Origin of the sequence: Bdellovibrio bacteriovorus (assembly GCF_001592735.1) — a bacterium.
Lineage (GTDB): Bacteria > Bdellovibrionota > Bdellovibrionia > Bdellovibrionales > Bdellovibrionaceae > Bdellovibrio > Bdellovibrio bacteriovorus_D.
In genome coordinates this window covers 1,115,691-1,132,588 of sequence record NZ_LUKE01000001.1, presented here as the reverse complement: position 1 = coordinate 1,132,588, position 16,898 = coordinate 1,115,691, and the positions used below count along the sequence as shown (strand labels likewise).

20 protein-coding genes are annotated in these 16,898 nt (G+C 43.9%); 12 read left to right on the top strand and 8 right to left on the bottom strand.

The window, feature by feature from the left end; all coding sequences use genetic code 11:
- Positions 1-4: 4 nt before the first annotated feature.
- A complete protein-coding gene (locus tag AZI86_RS05525) occupies positions 5-778 on the top strand; it encodes an exodeoxyribonuclease III (protein ID WP_061835073.1) in 774 nt (257 codons plus the stop codon).
- Between the two features lie 9 nt (positions 779-787).
- Positions 788-1,402 (top strand): HAD family hydrolase, encoded by a 615-nt coding sequence (locus AZI86_RS05520; protein ID WP_061834070.1) that lies wholly within the window; start codon positions 788-790, stop codon positions 1,400-1,402.
- A gap of 2 nt (positions 1,403-1,404) precedes the next feature.
- Here the strand turns inward: AZI86_RS05520 and AZI86_RS05515 are convergent, their stop codons facing one another.
- A complete protein-coding gene (locus AZI86_RS05515) occupies positions 1,405-2,253 on the bottom strand; it encodes an SDR family oxidoreductase (protein ID WP_061834069.1) in 849 nt (282 codons plus the stop codon).
- Between the two features lie 132 nt (positions 2,254-2,385).
- Here AZI86_RS05515 and AZI86_RS05510 point away from each other — a divergent pair, with 132 nt between their 5' ends.
- Positions 2,386-2,721, top strand: coding sequence for a winged helix-turn-helix transcriptional regulator (locus AZI86_RS05510; protein ID WP_061834068.1), 336 nt, complete (start codon positions 2,386-2,388; stop codon positions 2,719-2,721).
- Here AZI86_RS05510 and AZI86_RS05505 read toward each other — a convergent pair whose 3' ends face one another.
- The 3 genes from AZI86_RS05505 to AZI86_RS05495 all read right to left on the bottom strand — a co-directional run bounded on the left by AZI86_RS05505 (position 2,722) and on the right by AZI86_RS05495 (position 4,439).
- Positions 2,722-3,219: an FBP domain-containing protein gene (locus AZI86_RS05505; protein ID WP_061834067.1), complete on the bottom strand. Its 498-nt coding sequence runs from the start codon at positions 3,217-3,219 to the stop codon at positions 2,722-2,724. It lies immediately after the preceding gene.
- 4 nt (positions 3,220-3,223) lie between these two features.
- Positions 3,224-3,595 (bottom strand): DUF1428 domain-containing protein, encoded by a 372-nt coding sequence (locus AZI86_RS05500; protein ID WP_061834066.1) that lies wholly within the window; start codon positions 3,593-3,595, stop codon positions 3,224-3,226.
- Positions 3,596-3,680: 85 nt separating this feature from the next.
- A complete protein-coding gene (locus tag AZI86_RS05495) occupies positions 3,681-4,439 on the bottom strand; it encodes a phytanoyl-CoA dioxygenase family protein (protein WP_061834065.1) in 759 nt (252 codons plus the stop codon).
- 121 nt (positions 4,440-4,560) lie between these two features.
- On the opposite strand from AZI86_RS05495, the gene AZI86_RS05490 reads away from it, so the two are divergent.
- The 4 genes from AZI86_RS05490 to AZI86_RS19370 all read left to right on the top strand — a co-directional run bounded on the left by AZI86_RS05490 (position 4,561) and on the right by AZI86_RS19370 (position 7,913).
- On the top strand, positions 4,561-6,582 hold the full coding sequence (locus AZI86_RS05490; RefSeq protein WP_157684638.1) for a protein-disulfide reductase DsbD family protein: 2,022 nt from the start codon (positions 4,561-4,563) through the stop codon (positions 6,580-6,582).
- Complete coding sequence (locus AZI86_RS05485) at positions 6,579-7,181, top strand: thioredoxin family protein (RefSeq protein WP_061834063.1); 603 nt, start codon at positions 6,579-6,581, stop codon at positions 7,179-7,181. The genes AZI86_RS05490 and AZI86_RS05485 overlap by 4 nt, the downstream gene beginning before the upstream one ends.
- A 73-nt stretch (positions 7,182-7,254) precedes the next feature.
- Positions 7,255-7,632 carry a dihydrofolate reductase family protein gene (locus AZI86_RS19375; RefSeq protein ID WP_216635889.1) on the top strand — a complete coding sequence of 126 codons (378 nt, stop codon included), beginning with the start codon at positions 7,255-7,257 and terminating at the stop codon, positions 7,630-7,632.
- Positions 7,602-7,913 carry a dihydrofolate reductase family protein gene (locus AZI86_RS19370; protein WP_216635900.1) on the top strand — a complete coding sequence of 104 codons (312 nt, stop codon included), beginning with the start codon at positions 7,602-7,604 and terminating at the stop codon, positions 7,911-7,913. Before AZI86_RS19375 ends, AZI86_RS19370 begins: the two co-directional genes overlap by 31 nt.
- Here AZI86_RS19370 and AZI86_RS05475 read toward each other — a convergent pair.
- A complete protein-coding gene (locus AZI86_RS05475) occupies positions 7,910-8,386 on the bottom strand; it encodes a GNAT family N-acetyltransferase (protein WP_061834062.1) in 477 nt (158 codons plus the stop codon). The two genes, AZI86_RS19370 and AZI86_RS05475, sit on opposite strands and share 4 nt — an antisense overlap.
- Before the next feature lie 91 nt (positions 8,387-8,477).
- Between AZI86_RS05475 and AZI86_RS05470 the strand changes: the two genes are divergently transcribed.
- Positions 8,478-10,220 carry an MFS transporter gene (locus tag AZI86_RS05470; protein ID WP_061834061.1) on the top strand — a complete coding sequence of 581 codons (1,743 nt, stop codon included), beginning with the start codon at positions 8,478-8,480 and terminating at the stop codon, positions 10,218-10,220.
- Positions 10,221-10,264: 44 nt separating this feature from the next.
- Positions 10,265-11,815 (top strand): glucoamylase family protein, encoded by a 1,551-nt coding sequence (locus AZI86_RS05465; RefSeq protein WP_061834060.1) that lies wholly within the window; start codon positions 10,265-10,267, stop codon positions 11,813-11,815.
- Here the strand turns inward: AZI86_RS05465 and AZI86_RS05460 are convergent.
- A complete protein-coding gene (locus AZI86_RS05460) occupies positions 11,812-12,081 on the bottom strand; it encodes a DUF2945 domain-containing protein (protein ID WP_061834059.1) in 270 nt (89 codons plus the stop codon). The genes AZI86_RS05465 and AZI86_RS05460 overlap by 4 nt on opposite strands.
- Positions 12,082-12,146: 65 nt before the next feature.
- Here AZI86_RS05460 and AZI86_RS05455 point away from each other — a divergent pair, with 65 nt between their 5' ends.
- Positions 12,147-12,473: a hypothetical protein gene (locus tag AZI86_RS05455; RefSeq protein WP_061834058.1), complete on the top strand. Its 327-nt coding sequence runs from the start codon at positions 12,147-12,149 to the stop codon at positions 12,471-12,473.
- Here the strand turns inward: AZI86_RS05455 and AZI86_RS19175 are convergent.
- On the bottom strand, positions 12,470-12,628 hold the full coding sequence (locus tag AZI86_RS19175; protein WP_157684637.1) for a hypothetical protein: 159 nt from the start codon (positions 12,626-12,628) through the stop codon (positions 12,470-12,472). The genes AZI86_RS05455 and AZI86_RS19175 overlap by 4 nt on opposite strands.
- A 198-nt stretch (positions 12,629-12,826) precedes the next feature.
- Between AZI86_RS19175 and AZI86_RS05450 the strand changes: the two genes are divergently transcribed.
- The gene (locus AZI86_RS05450) at positions 12,827-14,101 is read left to right on the top strand and encodes a putative DNA modification/repair radical SAM protein (RefSeq protein ID WP_061834057.1); all 1,275 of its coding nucleotides are present in this window, start codon (positions 12,827-12,829) and stop codon (positions 14,099-14,101) included.
- Positions 14,098-15,453, top strand: a complete 1,356-nt coding sequence (locus AZI86_RS05445; RefSeq protein WP_061834056.1) for a UdgX family uracil-DNA binding protein — start codon at positions 14,098-14,100, stop codon at positions 15,451-15,453. Before AZI86_RS05450 ends, AZI86_RS05445 begins: the two co-directional genes overlap by 4 nt.
- Here the strand turns inward: AZI86_RS05445 and AZI86_RS05440 are convergent.
- A complete protein-coding gene (locus AZI86_RS05440) occupies positions 15,450-16,859 on the bottom strand; it encodes a CotH kinase family protein (RefSeq protein ID WP_061834055.1) in 1,410 nt (469 codons plus the stop codon). The two genes, AZI86_RS05445 and AZI86_RS05440, sit on opposite strands and share 4 nt — an antisense overlap.
- Between the last annotated feature and the right edge of the window lie 39 nt (positions 16,860-16,898).

Here is a 16,898-nt window from a genome sequence, read left to right as displayed (position 1 = left end):
GTGCATGAAATTAATCTCTTGGAATGTGAATGGTCTTCGCTCGGTTCAACGCAAAAACTTTCGTGAATGGTTTGAGGAAGAAAAAGCAGACGTCGTGTGCTTGCAAGAAATCAAGATCACCGATGAAGCGATCAAAAAAGACGAAACGTTTTATCATCCGGCTAAATACAATTCCTCTTGGGCTTTTGCCGAAAAGGCGGGGTATTCTGGCCTCGCCCTTTATTCTAAAAAAGAGCCCGATGACGTGCGGGTGGGGTTGGGCATTGAGAAATTTGACCGTGAAGGTCGTTGGTTAGAAGCGGATTTTGGGCCCATCACTGTTGTGAATAGTTATTTCCCAAACAGTCAGCGGGACCACGCTCGGTTGCCATTTAAATTGGAATTCTGTGCGGCGGCTGAAAAGCGTTTGCAGGCTTTGCGCAAAAAAGGCCGTGAGGTGATGATTTGTGGGGATTTTAATATCGCCCATAAGGAAATCGATTTAAGAAATCCTAAGTCGAATGCCAAGAATGCGGGATTCTTACCTGAAGAACGTGCATGGATGACCAAGTTTATCGACAAGCTTGAATGGGTGGATTCTTTCCGTAAATTTGAACAAGGCCCGGATCACTACACCTGGTGGAGCTATCGTCCGGGAGTGCGTGAAAAGAACGTGGGTTGGCGACTCGATTATTTCTTGGTCAATAAAGAGGCTTCGGATCGTTTGAAGGCGGCGGCTCATTTGCCTATGGTGTTTGGATCTGATCACTGCCCCGTGCGATTAACTTTAAAGAAATAGCGGTAAAAGATGTTAAAAAAATATTTCCCCGAGCGCGAATTTAAGGCTCTTCTTTTTGATTTTGATGGCACCGTCGCAGATACAATGGGTGCGCACTTGCGTGCTTGGAACGAAGGCCTGGCGATTTATAACCTTACTTTAAGTCGCGAACAGCACATGGCTTGGGCAGGTCGCCCCACAAGGATGATTGTGCAGATGTTAAACGAGATGCACAAAATCGAAATCCCAGTGGATGAATTTTTAAAGGCCAAAGAAGTTTCTTATTTTGCTTCGATCAAAGAGGTCAAAGAAGTCGTTTCGGTGGTGGAAATCATTCGGCACTATCATGGAATTTTACCTATGGCAGTGGTGACGGGGAGTCGTCGTAAGCCGGTTGAAACGACGTTAAACCAATTAGGTCTCGCAAAATATTTTAACGAACTGATTTGTGCTGAAGACTACGTACACGGTAAGCCAGCTCCGGATTGCTTTTTATTGGGCGCGGAACGCTTGGGTGTTGATCCTAAAGATTGTCTTGCCTTTGAAGATGCTGATCTGGGCATTCAATCAGCCACCAGTGCCGGGATGGCTTGTTTAAAGGTTGATGAACGCCACGAACTTATGGTCATTCATCAACCGAAATAGTCTTATAATAAGGTTTTTAAAACTGAATCGACCGTGCTTGCGGGGCGACCGATAAGATTTTTTAGGTCGTCTCTGTCAGAGTATAAATCTCCTCTCACAATCCCCACGTCCGAATCGGCTAGCATTTCTGCCACGGGTGCAGGTAAGCCAAAGCCTAAAAGCATTTTTTGATAATCCGGGGCGGGCATGTCTTTGTATTCGACTTTTTTACCGGAAGCTTTGGTGATGGTGGCGGCAAGTTCAGCCATGGTAAATGGAGATCCCGCTAATTCATAGATTGAATTAGTCTTAGCTTTTCCGAGTAAAGCGGCTGCCGCCGCAGCGGCATAGTCGGCTCTGGCGGCACCGCTTACTTTTCCATTTTGGGCGCTGCCAGCGATCACGCCATGGGCAAGAATATTCTGAAGTTGATCGGTGTAGTTTTCGATGTACCAGCCATTTCTTAAAATAACATAAGGAATGCCGGAAGCTTGCAGAACTTTTTCTGTTCCTAAGTGTTCAGCGGCTAAAATCATTTTGCTGGTATCCGCTTTAAGAATGCTTGTGTAAGCGACGAGTTTTACGTTGGCTCTTTTTGCCGCGTTAATAACATTTGTGTGTTGAGTAAGTCGTTGACCCAATTCGTTGCCTGAAATTAAAAGCAACTTATCAACGTTTTTAAGCGCTTTATCTAAAGAGTCGGCGGAAGTATAATTGGCTTCGCGGACTTCGATTCCTTTTGAGGCAAATTCTTGAGCCTTGTTCTTATCTCTGACGATAGCGATGATTTCTTTAGGATTGGTTCCTTGTTTTAATAGTTCTTTAATGACGTGTTGGCCTAAATGTCCGGTGGCTCCTGTAACTGCGATCATAAATAGCTCCTTTAAGTAATATGCCTTCTTTAAAAAGAAAGAACTTATGCTATACTAAACCTGTCACTTTACTTTTGTAAGTACGCACTATTTTGTTACTGTAAAGTATTTTAAAAACATGAGGAGTTACAAATGCTTAAAGAAAAGGTCAAAGTCGAGAAAATGACCAAAGTGGCCCCGTGTCCGGTGACGAAAACGATGCAGGTTATTGGTGGTAAATGGAAGCCCATGGTCTTGTATCACCTTATGTCCGGAGCCAAACGCTTTAACGAATTACAACGTCTTTCCGGGGGGCCTTCCGCGCGGGTGCTGACGTTGCAATTGCGTGAACTTGAAGATGATAAAATTATTAAGCGCGAAGTATTCGAACAGATTCCTCCGCGCGTGGAATATTCATTAACGAATAAAGGGAAAACCTTAAATTCTATTTTAGATATGATGGCTAAGTGGGGAATGGAGCACCGCTAGTTATTCCGGCTTGTACCCGCTGATCTTTTCAAACATTTTGCCGATGCGAAAATAAAGTTCAGCAATATATTTCTCAGGATCTTTTCCTGACAAGTTTGCCGCATCTTCGATTTTCTCGATGCAGCTTAAGTCTTGGCAGATGAAATAAGAAAAGCTGACGTTGTTATTCATTGCGACTGACAACATGCCAATATCTTCCGAACTGCCATACGCATTACACCAACTGCAAAGGCCGCCAGTGGGCTCTCCTGTTGAGGGAGTTCTTTTAAAAACCACCCCGCGTGGCATATCCCAATTAGGAAGTTTAATAACTAGATAAGTGTAAACACCCGAAGATTCTTTCCATGTAAAGTACGACCGAGCGTGTAGCGGAAAGTTTACTTTTTCTGGCAGAACTAGTTTTTTCTGATCTCGCGCGCGAAAAGAATTCACGAGTTCCTCTTCAGAATTAATCGTGAACAAGTTTTCTTTCAGAAAATTATTTGATTGCGTATGCATCTTGCTATTTTTTTCCTTTTTTGGCCTGAACGATGACTTGGAATCCGCCGGCAGAGAATCTTTTCATATTAAAGATGTTTTCATGGTGCTCAGGATTCATTCGCGGATCACTCATGACTTTTTTGTTGATCGCGTTTCTTGCAGATTTTGATTTGTAAACGATGTAAGCAAAGATCAAAACTTCATCCGATTTTAATTTGCATAGCTTGGTAAATGGAGTTCCCCAGGGGCCGTCAATAGATTCGCCAACACATTCCACATAATCCAAAGCACCGTATTCCATCCAAACTTTACGACCTAGTTTGGCCATTTTTTTATATTTGGCTAAATTCTTTTTAGGTACCGGGATAACAAAACCATCTACATACTGTGCCATGGGATCTCCTTAGCGAGGTGTATACTTAAATACTAACATTGATCATTCGGCAGAGGTAATTTGTTTTTTATTAGAAAGATCTAAATCATGTTAAAACGAAACGGTTGGTTGCCATCATCCGAATATTCTTGGTCGCATTAATCGAAGGAGAATGTAAAACACGCAAGTCCATCAAATAGACATCTCCAGCGCTTCCATGCATCTCAACCAGGAATACTTCAATTCCTGACATATTTTTAGGCCTGAAATATCTCTCCGGATTCTGAATTGCGCCATCAAAAAGGGGCCTGAATATTTCGTCTTGACGAAGCAACTTTTGGGCGCTTTCAGATTCTGGTTTATTGGAGTAAGGAAGCTTGTGAGATCCGGCAATCGCTAAGGTGGCTCCGCCGTGGACTTTAAGGTCGTCAATCAACACAAAGGCTTGAATCCCCGGAATTACGTCATGATAGGGGATTTCCAAATCCAAATGCCAATTCAGATGATCTAAAGACCAGTCTTTTCGGTGAGGTAACGAGAGTAACAGTTGAGGTGATAATTGAACAGGCTTTAACTTTTTGCCTGCAAGAAAGTTCATGTCGTCTATTAAATCGGTTGAGATTATTTGATCAAGTTCGCGCCCGATTTTTACAAGCTGCCCCAATCGTCCCGTTTGTTGAAAGACGGAAAGATTTTGTATTTTGGCGGAAGAAATTTTTCCTTGAGAGATGATATTTAATCGCTCTAACTCGGTCCGGATAGAGCTTTGGATTTTCTGTAAAAGCTTTAAGGGAACTCGTCGTCGCAGGCGAATAATTCCATGTTTCAAAAATAATGATTTATCCTCGTTAGATAATTTCGCCATTTGTCCATTTCAACGCGTTCATAAAACTCGGTCAAGTCATGTTCATTTTAGTAAGCCAGACTAAAGAAAAACAAAGACCGTAAACTTGTATTTTCTAGGCGTCGCCTTTAGCATTTCTTTTATGAGAAAAATGCTTCGCCTTGTCAGCGTGTTCGCCTTAGTTTTCATGACGTTTCAAGTTTCATTTGCATCAGAAACTTTGAAAGGTCCGCATATTCAAATTGATTGGTTGGCGCCGCAAATTTTTGCTGAAAATTCTGAAACTGTTATCGGCATTCGCTTTCGCCCGGATCCACATTGGCATGTGTATTGGAAAAATCCTGGGGATTCAGGCTCTGCGCCTAAATTTCAAATCAAATCCAAAAATGCTGAAGTGGGTGAGATCCTTTGGCCGTACCCTGCAAGACTTCCGATCGCGCATTTGACGAACTTTGGTTATGAAGGGGACGTTGCCTATCTGTTGAAAGTAAAAACGGGTATGGCGGCATCACTTAAGATGGAGGTGAATTTAGAATGGTTGGTCTGCCAAGAAGAATGCGTCCCTGGATTTGGAGTATTATCCTTATCTCGAGATATAAAGGGAACTGAGACGGTATTTGCGAAAGAGATCCAATCAAAATTAAATTCTTTTGAAAATAAAATTCCATCTGCAGGATTGGATTCTCCCTATCGCTTAGCGGTTTCAGAACTTCCGGAAGGTGGTTTAAAGGTCTTCGTATCATCTAAAGCCAATCTGCCATCAGAGGTCGACCTTTTCCCGGTAGATCCTGAATATGTTCAACCAGCTCAGCCAAAAATCACAAAAACTGATTCTGGATTTGAAGTCGCTTTTCAAAAATCAGCCACGGCGCAAAAGCCCGCAAGTTTAGGTTTTTTATTGGTGGCGGATAAGAAGGCTTATAAGTTTTCGGGCCTACAAATTGGCGCTTTGACGGCAACTACAGAGCCCGTCAGCTTTGCAGTTCTGGCGGTGATTTTGGGCTCAGCCCTTCTGGGTGGCATGTTGTTAAATCTTATGCCTTGTGTTTTTCCGGTTATCTCGATCAAAGCTGTTTCACTTTTAAAAAATGAAAATGCTCAAGAGCGCAGAAAAGATGGATGGCTTTATGCTGCCGGGGTTTTGACAACTTTTGCGGGGTTGGGTGCGGGATTTCTAATTTTACGCAGCCTTGGTGCCTCGGTCGGATGGGGCTTTCAATTGCAATCTCCACTTGTCGTGTTTGGCTTGATTGTTCTGTTCTGGATGATGGCGCTCAATTTTTTAGGCGTTTTTGAATTCGGCACGGCGATTATGAATTCCACGGGCCGTATTCGTTGGCAGGGGTCATTTGCGACGGGTGTGCTGTCGGTATTCATTGCCGCTCCTTGCACGGGACCCTTTATGGGCACGGCTTTGGGTGCGACCGCGACCATGCCGGGCTGGCAAGCAATGCTGGTATTTATATTTTTAGGCATGGGTTTAGCACTTCCATATTTGGCTTTAACCTTAAGTCAAAAGCTTGCGCAAAAAATGCCTAAGCCGGGCGCGTGGATGGAAACGGTGAAGCAGTTTTTTGCATTTCCACTATTTGCGACAGTTCTGTGGTTGTTGTGGGTTTTAGGTTTGCAAACGGGATCCCAAGGATGGCTTGCGACTGGTGCTGCACTTTTAATTCTTTCTTTTGCATTGTGGTTGGGACACGGAAGAAAATCTTTATGGAAAGTCATCGCGTGGATATTAGCCATCTCCGCGCTTACCTATTCGGGAAAACAGGTGCAGACAGCTGAAGCCTCTGCAGAAGTTTCTAGCAATTCTGCGTGGACTTCTTACGATGAAAACAAATTGCAATCGGCCTTGCAAAGCGGGCAGCCGGTATTTATCGATTTTACGGCCGCATGGTGTATTACTTGCCAGGTAAATAAAAAAGCGGTCTTAGAAACCGCCACCGCAGACGAGATTTTTAAAAAAGGAAATATTTTACGTATGCGTGCTGACTGGACAAAGCAAGATCCGGCTATAACGGCCGCATTATCAAAGCTGGGGCGGAATTCTGTCCCGGTTTACGCCTTTTATTCTGGCAAAGATGCTAAGACCCGCTTGCTTCCCCAAATTTTAACGATTGATATGATCCATGATTTAATTCCCTTGAAGGAGGAAAAATGAAAAAACTAATCACACTAGCGATTTTAGCGTTGATGCCAATGGGCTTAGCACATGCCGAAGCCATTCCTGGTAAGCCAGCCCCTGCATTTGAAGTCAAAGATGCTAACGGCAAAACGCGCACCCTGTCTGAAAACAAAGGCAAATGGGTTGTCCTTGAATGGTTTAACAAAGACTGCCCTTACGTAAAAAAGCATTACGACAGCAACAACATGCAGGGCTTACAAAAGAACTACACCGGTAAGGGCGTTATTTGGTATACGGTCGTTTCTTCAGCAAAAGGCAAACAAGGTCACCAATCACCAGCAGATACTTTAAAAACGGCGACTGAAAAAAAGGCGGCCGCTTCGGCTATCTTGCTTGATGAATCAGGTGTGATGGGGAAAGCTTACGGAGCTAAAACAACTCCGCACATGTACGTGATCGACCCAAGCGGAAATGTCGTTTATGCCGGTGGAATTGATAATAATGATTCTTCAGATCCTAAAGTGATCCCAGCTTCGACAAACTATGTTTCGGCCGCACTTGATGCGGGCATGGCCAATAAAAAGATCGAAGTATCTTCAGCGCGCCCTTATGGTTGCTCGGTAAAATATCAGTAGAATAAAGAATAGTGTCACTGTTAACACATGAAAGCCGATAAGGAAATCTTGTCGGCCTTACCAGGAGGCCTCCATGAGAAGAATTATCGGCTCAGTTTTTTTATCACTCGACGGCGTTATGCAAGCTCCAGGAGGTCCTACTGAAGATCCAAGGGGAGGATTTAAATTTGGTGGATGGATTCCGCCACATTCTGACGATATCACCGGTAATGCCATTGGGAAAATTATCATGGGTGAATATGATCTTCTTTTGGGAAAAAAGACTTACGAAATTTTTGCGGCTTACTGGCCCTACTTTGGCGATGATAATCCGGTGGCGCGTCCGTTTAATCGCACCAAGAAATATGTTTTAACCTCGAGTAACGACACGCTTGATTGGAATAATAGCCATCGTGTGGCAAGTATCGAAGAGCTAAAAAAATCAAATCTGGCAGCGGGCCAGATCTTTTAATTCAAGGAAGCTCAACCCTTTATCCACAGCTTTTCGCTGAAAATTTAGTAGATCGTTTAACGATTCTGACTTTCCCTGTGGTTTTAGGAAAAGGACGACGTCTTTTTGGTGAAGGCACGCCACCTTTTGCAATGAAGATGGTGAACTCTGAAGTCTCAACGACAGGTGTGACCATTGCGACTTATGAACCTTCCGGAAATGTTCCTGTTGGTACTTTCTTAGAAGATACACCCAGTGAAGCAGAGCTTAAACGTCGTGAACGTTGGGCGCAGGAAGGTTAGACCTTTAAATCCATGGATAGCGTGAACTGACGTCGAGCCTCATCAAAGCTTTCGGTTTCAAAGCCTAAAGATTTGTAAAGAGATCTTGCGATGGCGTTGTCTTCAAAGACGCAGATTTTTGCGGTTTTTATACCGAGCTCAGCCAAGCGCTGCGCGCATAGATTCAGGACGTGACGACCGATCCCTTGGTTGCGGAATTCAGGCTCTAAAAAAATATCCATCCCGAAGGCCGATTTATTGTCGTTATTCAGTTGGAACCAAACGAAGCCCACTTTTTTATTGTTCTGTGTGACCATCAACCAATGATCTGCCTCAGACCGGAGAATAGGTGGACCGCCCATTTGTTTTCTAAGTTCTTCAGCTGATTGACCTGATGATTTCGCCATTCCAAGGATGAAGTTCTCATATGAAAATCGGGCTAGATCTAAAAATTCTTGCTCTGAAGGTTCGCGCACAACAATGCTTTCAATCATGGATCTATTTTTAAACGATTTCGGCCTTTGATGCCCCATGTTTTTGACTATTTAAGGTGCATTACAACGCGGAACATCTTAAAGCTGAGGAATGAAATCAGAATTAAATGACCGCGTTCCCTTAAGACAGCTTATCGTGTTTGGTGCGGGGGGTTTGATCCCCATTGCGTTATTCAATATTGCCGGACAGCTTATTGGTCTTATTGGAAATATCAGTTTAGGTTTAAGCGCTTTCTGGCTGGGTGTGATTTTAATTATTCCCAGAGTTTGGGATGCGGTTTCTGATCCTATCGTAGGCCATCTTTCGGACAACACGCGCACTCGCTGGGGACGCAGACGTCCTTACGTTTTAGTCGGTGGAATCTCAGTTGCTTTGAGTTTTGTGATGATGTGGTGGGTGCCCAAACACGAGTCGGTGATTTCTTGGTTTCCGAGCGAGGGTGCTTTTCAATGGTTTCAACTTTCATACATTTTAGTTTCTGTTTTAATTTTCTTTTCGGCTTGTACGGTTTTTGAAATTCCGCATGGTGCTCTGGGGATGGAGATCACTCCGAATTCTCATGAACGCACGCGTTTATTCAGTGCTAAAAGCTTTTTCGGAAATCTTTTTGCGATGGCAACCCCTTGGTTGTTCGCTTTAGCGGGAATGGAAATTTTCAAAGGTCCGGGCGGTTCAGAAGCCGATGGCATGCGCTATGTTTCTATTCTGATCGCGATCTTTTTGATTCCGGCCTCGATTTGGTGGTTCTTGGATTTGAAAGAACCTGAAAACGTTGAAATTAAAACTGTGTCTAACGAAAAACGTTCCAGTTTTTGGGCGGACATGAAGTACATCGTGCAAAATAAAAACTTCATTTACTTGGTTGTGACTGTTTTCACCTTGGCGATGGGCTTTAACTTCGTCAGTCTTTTGAATTATTATATCTCGATATTTTATATTTACGGTGGTGATAAGGCGGCGGCGGGTCCTTTATTGGGGATCAATGGCACAATCTGGGCGATCACGGGTTTACTTGCCGTGTTCCCGCTCAATTGGCTGTCGCCCAAAATGGGTAAGCGCAATACATTGATCCTTTCGATTGCATTGATGGTGTTAGCGCAAGTGGCGAAGATTTTTTGTTACAGCAAAGAATATCCATACCTGATGGTGATTCCGACAATTCTGCTTTCTGCCGGAATGTTATTTTTCTTTACGCTGAGCACTTCAATGCTTGCGGATATCTGTGACGAAGATGATTTGAGATCTGGCAAAAGAGCGGAAGGTTCTTATTATTCAGTTTATTGGTGGTTCATAAAAATGGGATCGGCTTTTGCGAGTCTGGTGACGGGATTGCTGATTATTTTTACCCAATTTGATGAAGCTCAAGTGACGCGTGTGGATGATTTGCGGGGCAGTGTAAATGAAATTCGGGCGGAACTTGGAAAGGCAGAGCCAAGCAAACCCCTGCAAGAATTTTTAGTTAAGGCAGAGCAGAAAGCTGAGGCGCTAAAGCAACATTTAGCGACGGAGTTTCAAGGTGGCGAGTCTTCAAGTACGCACAGAGAACTTTTGTTGCAGAATGTGGATAATATTCAGAATGAGCTAAAAAATTTGAACGCGATGCAGAGAATCGAAAGAATTCCCCCCTCTGTAGATGTGTCTTTAGCGCAACTAACCCAACAAACTCCGCAAAGTCTGTTCATGATGCGCCTTATCGAAATATCGCTTCCGATAATTTTAAGTCTCATCTCTCTTTTATTCGCTTTAAAATATCCACTGACCAATCAGCGTTGCGAAGAAATTCAAGAGGCGCTTAAAAAAAGGAACGCCGGGCTCCCGCAGCCAAGCCATTAAACTTTTGAAAGATGCTTGGGGATGAGCTAGATTGTTGGCTCTACATGAGTTTAAAGCGAGCGTTCCTTAGCAGTTTAGTTTCTCTGGCGATGGTTTTGTCATCAACGACAGGTTATGGAAAGACAGCAGAAATGACTGTTGTGGGCCGAACTCCGCTTTTGACTCCTGTGAATAGACCGCTGACTTTAGATCGTTTATCCCGTGATACATTTAGATATTTCTGGGAAACCACGGACGCGAAGACGGGTTTGGCTCCGGATCGTTTTCCTTCAAGTTCTCCGGCTAGTATTGCCGCAGTTGGTTTCGCCCTGACGGCTTACGCTATTGGCGTTGAAAACGAATACATCACCCGCAAGCAAGCCGTTGATAGAACGCTGGCGACATTGCGTTTCTTTTGGAAGCTTCCAATGGGCCCACAAAAAACAGGCGTGGCCGGCTATCAAGGTTTTTATTATCATTTTCTTTCCATGAAAGATGGAACTCGCGCCACGGAATGGGAGATTGAACTTTCCACAGTGGACACGGCCTTGCTTTTAGGTGGTGTTTTATTTGCGCAAAGTTATTACAGCAAAGCGAATAAAAAAGAGACTGAGATTCGTAACCTTGCCGATAAAATTTATAAACGAGTCAATTGGCAGTGGGCTCAGCATCGTCATCCAGTGATCAGTCTTGGTTGGTTCCCCGGTGAAAAAGGTTTTATCGCCTATGACTGGGTTGGATACAACGAAGCGATGCTAGTTTATATTTTGGGTTTAGGTTCGCCGACGTTTCCTTTAAAGCCAGACTCGTGGCATGCATGGACGGATCATTATAAAGATGATTGGGGCATGGATAACGGAATTGAATACCTGACGTTCTATGCAATGTTTGGTCATCAATATACGCATGTGTGGGTTGATTTCCGCGATATTCAAGATGATTTCATGAAGAGTAAGAACAGCAATTATTTCTTAAACTCTAAAAAGGCGGCCTATGCGCAAAGACAGTACGCGATCACCAACAAAGCAGGTTGGGATGGGTACGGTGAAAATCAGTGGGGCTTAACGGCTAGCGATGGGCCGGGTAAGTTTTCTAAAGTAGTGAATGGCAAAAAGCGTGAGTTTAAAGGTTATTTCGCCCGTGGTGTTGGGATCAACTATGCTTACGACGATGGAACTTTGGCGCCGACGGCTCTTTTAGGCTCGTTGCCTTTTGCTCCTGAAATTGTGATGCCCGCGATTCAAACTACGTATGAAAAATACGGTAAATATCTGTATACAGATTATGGGTTTTTGGACGCTTACAATCCCACCTTTCAATTTCCGGTAACTTCCAAGACCGGTAAGGTGATTCCGGATGTGGGCTGGATTGCAAAGGACTATATTGGTATTGATCAAGGTCCGATCTTAGCAATGACCGAAAACTATCGCACAGGTTTTGTGTGGGAAGTGATGCGCAAAAATAAATACATAAAGCTTGGCTTACAAAGAGCGGGTTTTACTGGTGGCTGGCTGGGTGCAGAGAAAAAAAATACGGGCGTTGCCTCATCTTCAACGATGACCACAAACACGCCTGACCCAAAGACGGATAAAGAGCGCAAACCTGCTTCGAACTAAGTGTCTTTTAAGCCGCCAAACATCTTTGGCGCGCTTGTTTTTGATCGAGTGATTTTTTTAATTTCGGATTCAAGTTTTAAAGCGATATTTCCGGCTTCGGATTTTACTAAATACGCGGGCTTTTCGGCGGACCCGTGACGCGTGATCTTTTTGCCTTTGATCGTTTTCGTGATGGATTCTTTATAGACCTCTTCGACTGTGCCTAAGACGGCTCTGCCTAAATAATTCCATTGGACTTTGTCATGTTTTTTAAAGTGTGACGCCATAACTCTTTATATCTTAATATAGGATCAAGCGTGAGCATTTAAGTATTTTTACATAAGGACTTCGCATGAGAATTCGCCAGATGGGTTTTTCTTCAAGATTAAAAGCTCACCGCCATATTCTAACGTTAGAAACATTAAAATTCATCGTCGAATTTTTGGAAGACCGCAATGCCACCCAAGCCGCCTTACGATCCGGTATTCCTCCGACTTATGCTTCAAGACAAGGGCAGTGGCTAAAAAAGCTTCCGATGGTTGTGGCGGCGTTAGAAAAAGATTTAGATGAATACGATATCCAAGCCTTACAAAAAAAGGTGCGCGAAATAAACTTACGCATGAATGAATGCGCCAGCATTTTGGGATTAGATGAAGGCTCAGAAATAGAAGAAGATTAAGGGCCGGTCGCTGGTACCACAGGCATATTTGCCGGAGAGGCGTCAGGAGCAACCGCCGTATTAGGATTAAAAATCAGCGGGTACACAACGACCGTAATTCCGAACACCACCACTAAAATCACCGCCGTTAATGCCATCGTTTTTCTTGTCATCATCGTTCATTCCTTTTGTTGAGGGATCGTCATTGCAAAGGATGTACAAGGGTATTTTGGGTTCAAGGGCTTATATAAAAGAATTGATTCCTCAAAGAGCTGGAGAATTGCCCATGCTTTGGGAAAAAAGCCTCAAAGGTTTTTCGTCCTTTTAAGTCCAGTCGGATTGACTAAAATAGATATGTAAATTATATGTAAATAATGACTGCAGTCAAATGGGAAAATCTCAAATCCAAGCTTTCTATTCTGGCCGATGCGGCTAAATACGACGCCTCTTGCTCAAGCAGTGGCTCGCAAAGAAAGCGCGAAAAAGACGGGATGGGAAATGTTGAAGGCATGGGGATTTGTCACAGCTATGCTCCGGATGGTCGCTGTATTAGTTTATTAAAAATCCTGATGACCAACTACTGCATCTTTGATTGCAAATATTGTATCAACCGTGTTTCTAGCGACGTGAAGCGTGCGCGCTTTACGCCTGAAGAAATTGTTCAGCTTACTTTAGAATTCTATCGCCGCAATTATATTGAGGGTTTGTTTTTAAGTTCCGGCATCATCAATAGCTCTGACGAAACGATGGAGCAACTTATCCAAGTGGCGAAATCTTTACGCTTAGATCATAAATTCCAAGGATACATTCATTTAAAAGTCGTCGCCGGTTCTTCAAAAGAATTGATTTTAAAAGCCGGGGAGTGGGCCGATCGTGTCAGTGCGAATATTGAAATGCCCGTGCAAGAAGACCTCAACCTGCTTGCGCCCGCCAAAACCATTCAAGAAGCTACGACGTCAATGGAACAAATTGCGGATCGTGTGGATGAGGCGAAAGAAGATCAAAAATATTCTCCATTTAAAGCACCCAAGTTTGCGCCTGCGGGACAAACGACGCAGATGATTGTGGGCGCGACGGAAAGCACGGATTCGGTGATCTTAAAACAATCGCAAGATCTGTATCAGAAATATTCTTTACGTCGTGTGTATTATTCTGCTTATAGTCCAATTCCGCATGCCGATGCTTTTTTGCCTCGAGGCGAGCCATCACTGGTGCGAGAAAATCGACTGTATCAAGCAGATTGGCTGGTCCGCTTTTATAAATTTGATGCTAAGGAATTAACAAGCACCGAGGCGCCGAACTTACCGTTAGATATTGATCCGAAGACGGCGTGGGCTTTGCGCAATCGCAGCTCGTTTCCGATAAACGTGAATACAGCTTCGCGAGAGGAACTTTTGCGTATCCCGGGCTTTGGTGTAAAAAATGTCGAGCGAATTTTACAGATGCGGCCGTATCGCAAAATTTCATTAATGGACATTGCAAAACTGCGTATTCCTTTAAAGCGCGCAAAATATTTTATTATTACTTCTGATCATAATCCCGATGTGTTCTTGCTTGATGCCAATAATCTTAAAGATCGTATCAAGCCTGAAGAAAAGCAGATGTCCCTATTTGATTTGAAGGTTTCTGCGGTCTCAGGAGATCTGTGAATTGGAATGAATGGCGGGAAAAGGCCCGCAAACTTCTTAATGAGGGTGTCGCCCCGGCGGAAGCCGTATGGAATGATTCGCCGGAGTTTCAGTTTTCAGTTTTGGAAAGAAAGCCGTTAGAAAAGCCGACGATACCCAAGGAATTTTTAGAAATCGGTCCGTTAATTGCGGCTGCCCGGGATCCCGATCGTTGGGATTTGCTTTACCGAATTGTTTATCGCTTAAATCACGAATCCATTCATTTACTAAATGTGACCGTCGATAACGATGTTAAGCGCGCGATGGATTTAGTAAAATCCGTCCGTAAAGACATCCATAAGATGCACGCTTTTGTGCGATTTAAAAAAATAGACATCGACGGACAAGAAACCTATATCGCCTGGCATAAACCAGAACACCTGACTATTGAACTGGGCACTCCTTTTTTTGCCCGACGATTTGGGGATAAACCGTGGTCTATCTTTTCGCCAGATGCTTCAGCCCACTGGGATCTAAAAGAATTAACATTTGGTCCCGGCATGGCTGAACATGAATTCACTCATCAAGATGAATTCGACGAAGTTTGGAAAACCTATTATAAATCTATTTTTAATCCCGCACGCTTAAACCTTAAGATGATGCGACAAGAGATGTCGCCGAAATACTGGTCCAGCATGCCTGAGACGGCTTTAATCCATGAACTGGTGCGCGAAACCCCACAGCGCTTACAAAAGATGGCGGCCGCCCCGCAGGTGCGGGCGGAAGTTCCGGCAAAACTTGGTTTACGTGATTTAAAATCTTTGGCCTCTAATTGCACGACATGTCCCTGGGCTAAAAGCTCAACGCAAACCGTATTCGGCGAAGGAGATTCACAGGCAAGGCTGATGGTCGTCGGTGAACAACCCGGATCAGAAGAGGACCTAGCAGGACATGCCTTTATCGGTCCCGCCGGAAAAGTGTTGGCAGATATCCTGAATGATCTGGGAATTAAGCGCGAGGAAATTTATATCACAAACGCCGTGAAACATTTTAAGTGGACGCCGAGTGATGACGGCAAGGCACGTATTCATAAAAAACCAAGTGGTGGTGATATGCATGCCTGTAAGCCCTGGCTAGAAGCAGAAATTGCAGCGATCCGGCCTAAAGTGATCATTGCTTTAGGGGTGACGGCGGCAACTTCTATTTTAGGTCGTCTGGTGAAAATCGGCGAGGAGAGGGAGCGAAATATCACGAACAACGCTTTAGCTGAAAACGTGATCGTGTCCTGGCATCCGTCATCAATTTTAAGAGCATTTAATCAAGAAGACCGCGATCAGAAGATCGCGGAGCTAAGAAGTGATTTGCTAAGAGCATTTAAGCTCAGTGCTCTTTAGATTTTTTGAATGTGCTCTGAAAGCTTTTGTTCGCGTTCAAAGATTTTTTTAACTAAATCATCAACCGATTTTTCAAAATCGTTCTGATCACCGGGCGCCACCGTAGTTTTAATCGTCTTAGCTCGGTGGCGAAGGTCCATTTCAATTTTGGCAGCGTTGAAATAACGGCTCTTCATATCCTTCAGCTGATTTTTATATTCCTGTCCGTAAACGGCATCATCTAAAATAAATCGGATCAAAGGCCATTTATCTTTTACTTCTGCGCGATCAAAGGTGACGGAGATCTTAAAATAGCTGCCCGGGGGTTTGCCACCACCACCCGGAGGGGGAGCAGGATTTGGCATCGGCGGTGGATCTTTGGGCGGATTGTTGGGCGGGGCCCCGAATCCCGCACCCAAGATCAGATTATGATCCCAGCTAATCCAGTGTAATTTTCCGTCTTTGTTATAAAGATAAAAGTTGTGAGTCATGTTGCCATAAGTGTCCCAGTGCTCAAGAACGGCACTCATCGCCAGCCATTTTAGAAATTCTTTAACTTCAAAGCGCGACTCAAGATCGGCGCGCCATGCGGTCGGCCGCGCTAAACGATCTGGGCTGTGAAGTGTATTATAAAGTCCGATGATATCGCTGAAATCGTTTTCTTTTTTGTTATTTTCTTTTTGAAAAGCGGTCTTAATTTGATCGATTGTAACACCTTTGGCTAAGGTGACACCTCGGCCGTCACCTTCATAGATGTTACCTTTGTCTTCGCCAAAGAAATTTCCCACCACGGTGTCGTTCGTCACTTCAATAGAAGTATAAATGCCGTAATCTTTGGCGCCGTTGCCATAATCCACCGTCATACGGTAAAGGGCGGTGTGTGAAGCAGGCAAACCCATGTCGCTTAATAAACGATAAGCCAAGGGCTCACGCATCAAGGTGTTGTCAGCAAAGTTATTTGAAAGGGAAAGTTCGGTAAACCCGTAAAACTTTCTTTTCTTTTCAAATTTTGAAAAGTCGATTTTAAAAGGCAATTTATGACTTCCGCGCATCCAAGGAAACATCAATGAAGAGTTGCCTTTATAACGAACGGCAACGTTATTCCATGTCTGGCCGTTAAATTCAATTTTGGCATTCACCCACATTGGTTTTTCTTTTGAGAACCCAGGGGCGACGGGCTTATCGCCCGGATTCGGGCGAGGAAGAGGTTTCCCTGGTTCGCCATAAAGCTTGCGCATATTATCCTGCATCGCCTCCCAATCTTGTGGTTGGATGATGATTTTAAAATCAACGATCTGGTCGTCAGGAAAAACGATATCATATTCAGGCTTTGCGATGGCCCATGCTTCTACCGACGCTGAAACGAATGCCGGTGACATTAGGAAAGCAAAAATTAAAAAAGAAAGCGTTACAACAGATTTACTCATCGTGTTCCCCTTTATTTGCATCGAGACTAAGTAAATCTG

Coding starts and splice junctions, on each gene's coding strand:
- AZI86_RS05525 (WP_061835073.1), top strand. CDS start 5: ATGAAATTAATCTCTTGGAATGTGAATGGTCTTCGCTCGGTTCAACGC.
- AZI86_RS05470 (WP_061834061.1), top strand. CDS start 8,478: ATGAAATCAGAATTAAATGACCGCGTTCCCTTAAGACAGCTTATCGTG.
- AZI86_RS05465 (WP_061834060.1), top strand. CDS start 10,265: ATGAGTTTAAAGCGAGCGTTCCTTAGCAGTTTAGTTTCTCTGGCGATG.
- AZI86_RS05460 (WP_061834059.1), bottom strand. CDS start 12,081: ATGGCGTCACACTTTAAAAAACATGACAAAGTCCAATGGAATTATTTA.
- AZI86_RS05475 (WP_061834062.1), bottom strand. CDS start 8,386: ATGATTGAAAGCATTGTTGTGCGCGAACCTTCAGAGCAAGAATTTTTA.
- AZI86_RS05450 (WP_061834057.1), top strand. CDS start 12,827: ATGACTGCAGTCAAATGGGAAAATCTCAAATCCAAGCTTTCTATTCTG.
- AZI86_RS19175 (WP_157684637.1), bottom strand. CDS start 12,628: ATGATGACAAGAAAAACGATGGCATTAACGGCGGTGATTTTAGTGGTG.
- AZI86_RS05485 (WP_061834063.1), top strand. CDS start 6,579: ATGAAAAAACTAATCACACTAGCGATTTTAGCGTTGATGCCAATGGGC.
- AZI86_RS05515 (WP_061834069.1), bottom strand. CDS start 2,253: ATGATCGCAGTTACAGGAGCCACCGGACATTTAGGCCAACACGTCATT.
- AZI86_RS05520 (WP_061834070.1), top strand. CDS start 788: ATGTTAAAAAAATATTTCCCCGAGCGCGAATTTAAGGCTCTTCTTTTT.
- AZI86_RS05455 (WP_061834058.1), top strand. CDS start 12,147: ATGAGAATTCGCCAGATGGGTTTTTCTTCAAGATTAAAAGCTCACCGC.
- AZI86_RS05505 (WP_061834067.1), bottom strand. CDS start 3,219: ATGCATACGCAATCAAATAATTTTCTGAAAGAAAACTTGTTCACGATT.
- AZI86_RS05490 (WP_157684638.1), top strand. CDS start 4,561: ATGAGAAAAATGCTTCGCCTTGTCAGCGTGTTCGCCTTAGTTTTCATG.
- AZI86_RS19375 (WP_216635889.1), top strand. CDS start 7,255: ATGAGAAGAATTATCGGCTCAGTTTTTTTATCACTCGACGGCGTTATG.
- AZI86_RS05500 (WP_061834066.1), bottom strand. CDS start 3,595: ATGGCACAGTATGTAGATGGTTTTGTTATCCCGGTACCTAAAAAGAAT.
- AZI86_RS05495 (WP_061834065.1), bottom strand. CDS start 4,439: ATGGCGAAATTATCTAACGAGGATAAATCATTATTTTTGAAACATGGA.
- AZI86_RS05440 (WP_061834055.1), bottom strand. CDS start 16,859: ATGAGTAAATCTGTTGTAACGCTTTCTTTTTTAATTTTTGCTTTCCTA.
- AZI86_RS05510 (WP_061834068.1), top strand. CDS start 2,386: ATGCTTAAAGAAAAGGTCAAAGTCGAGAAAATGACCAAAGTGGCCCCG.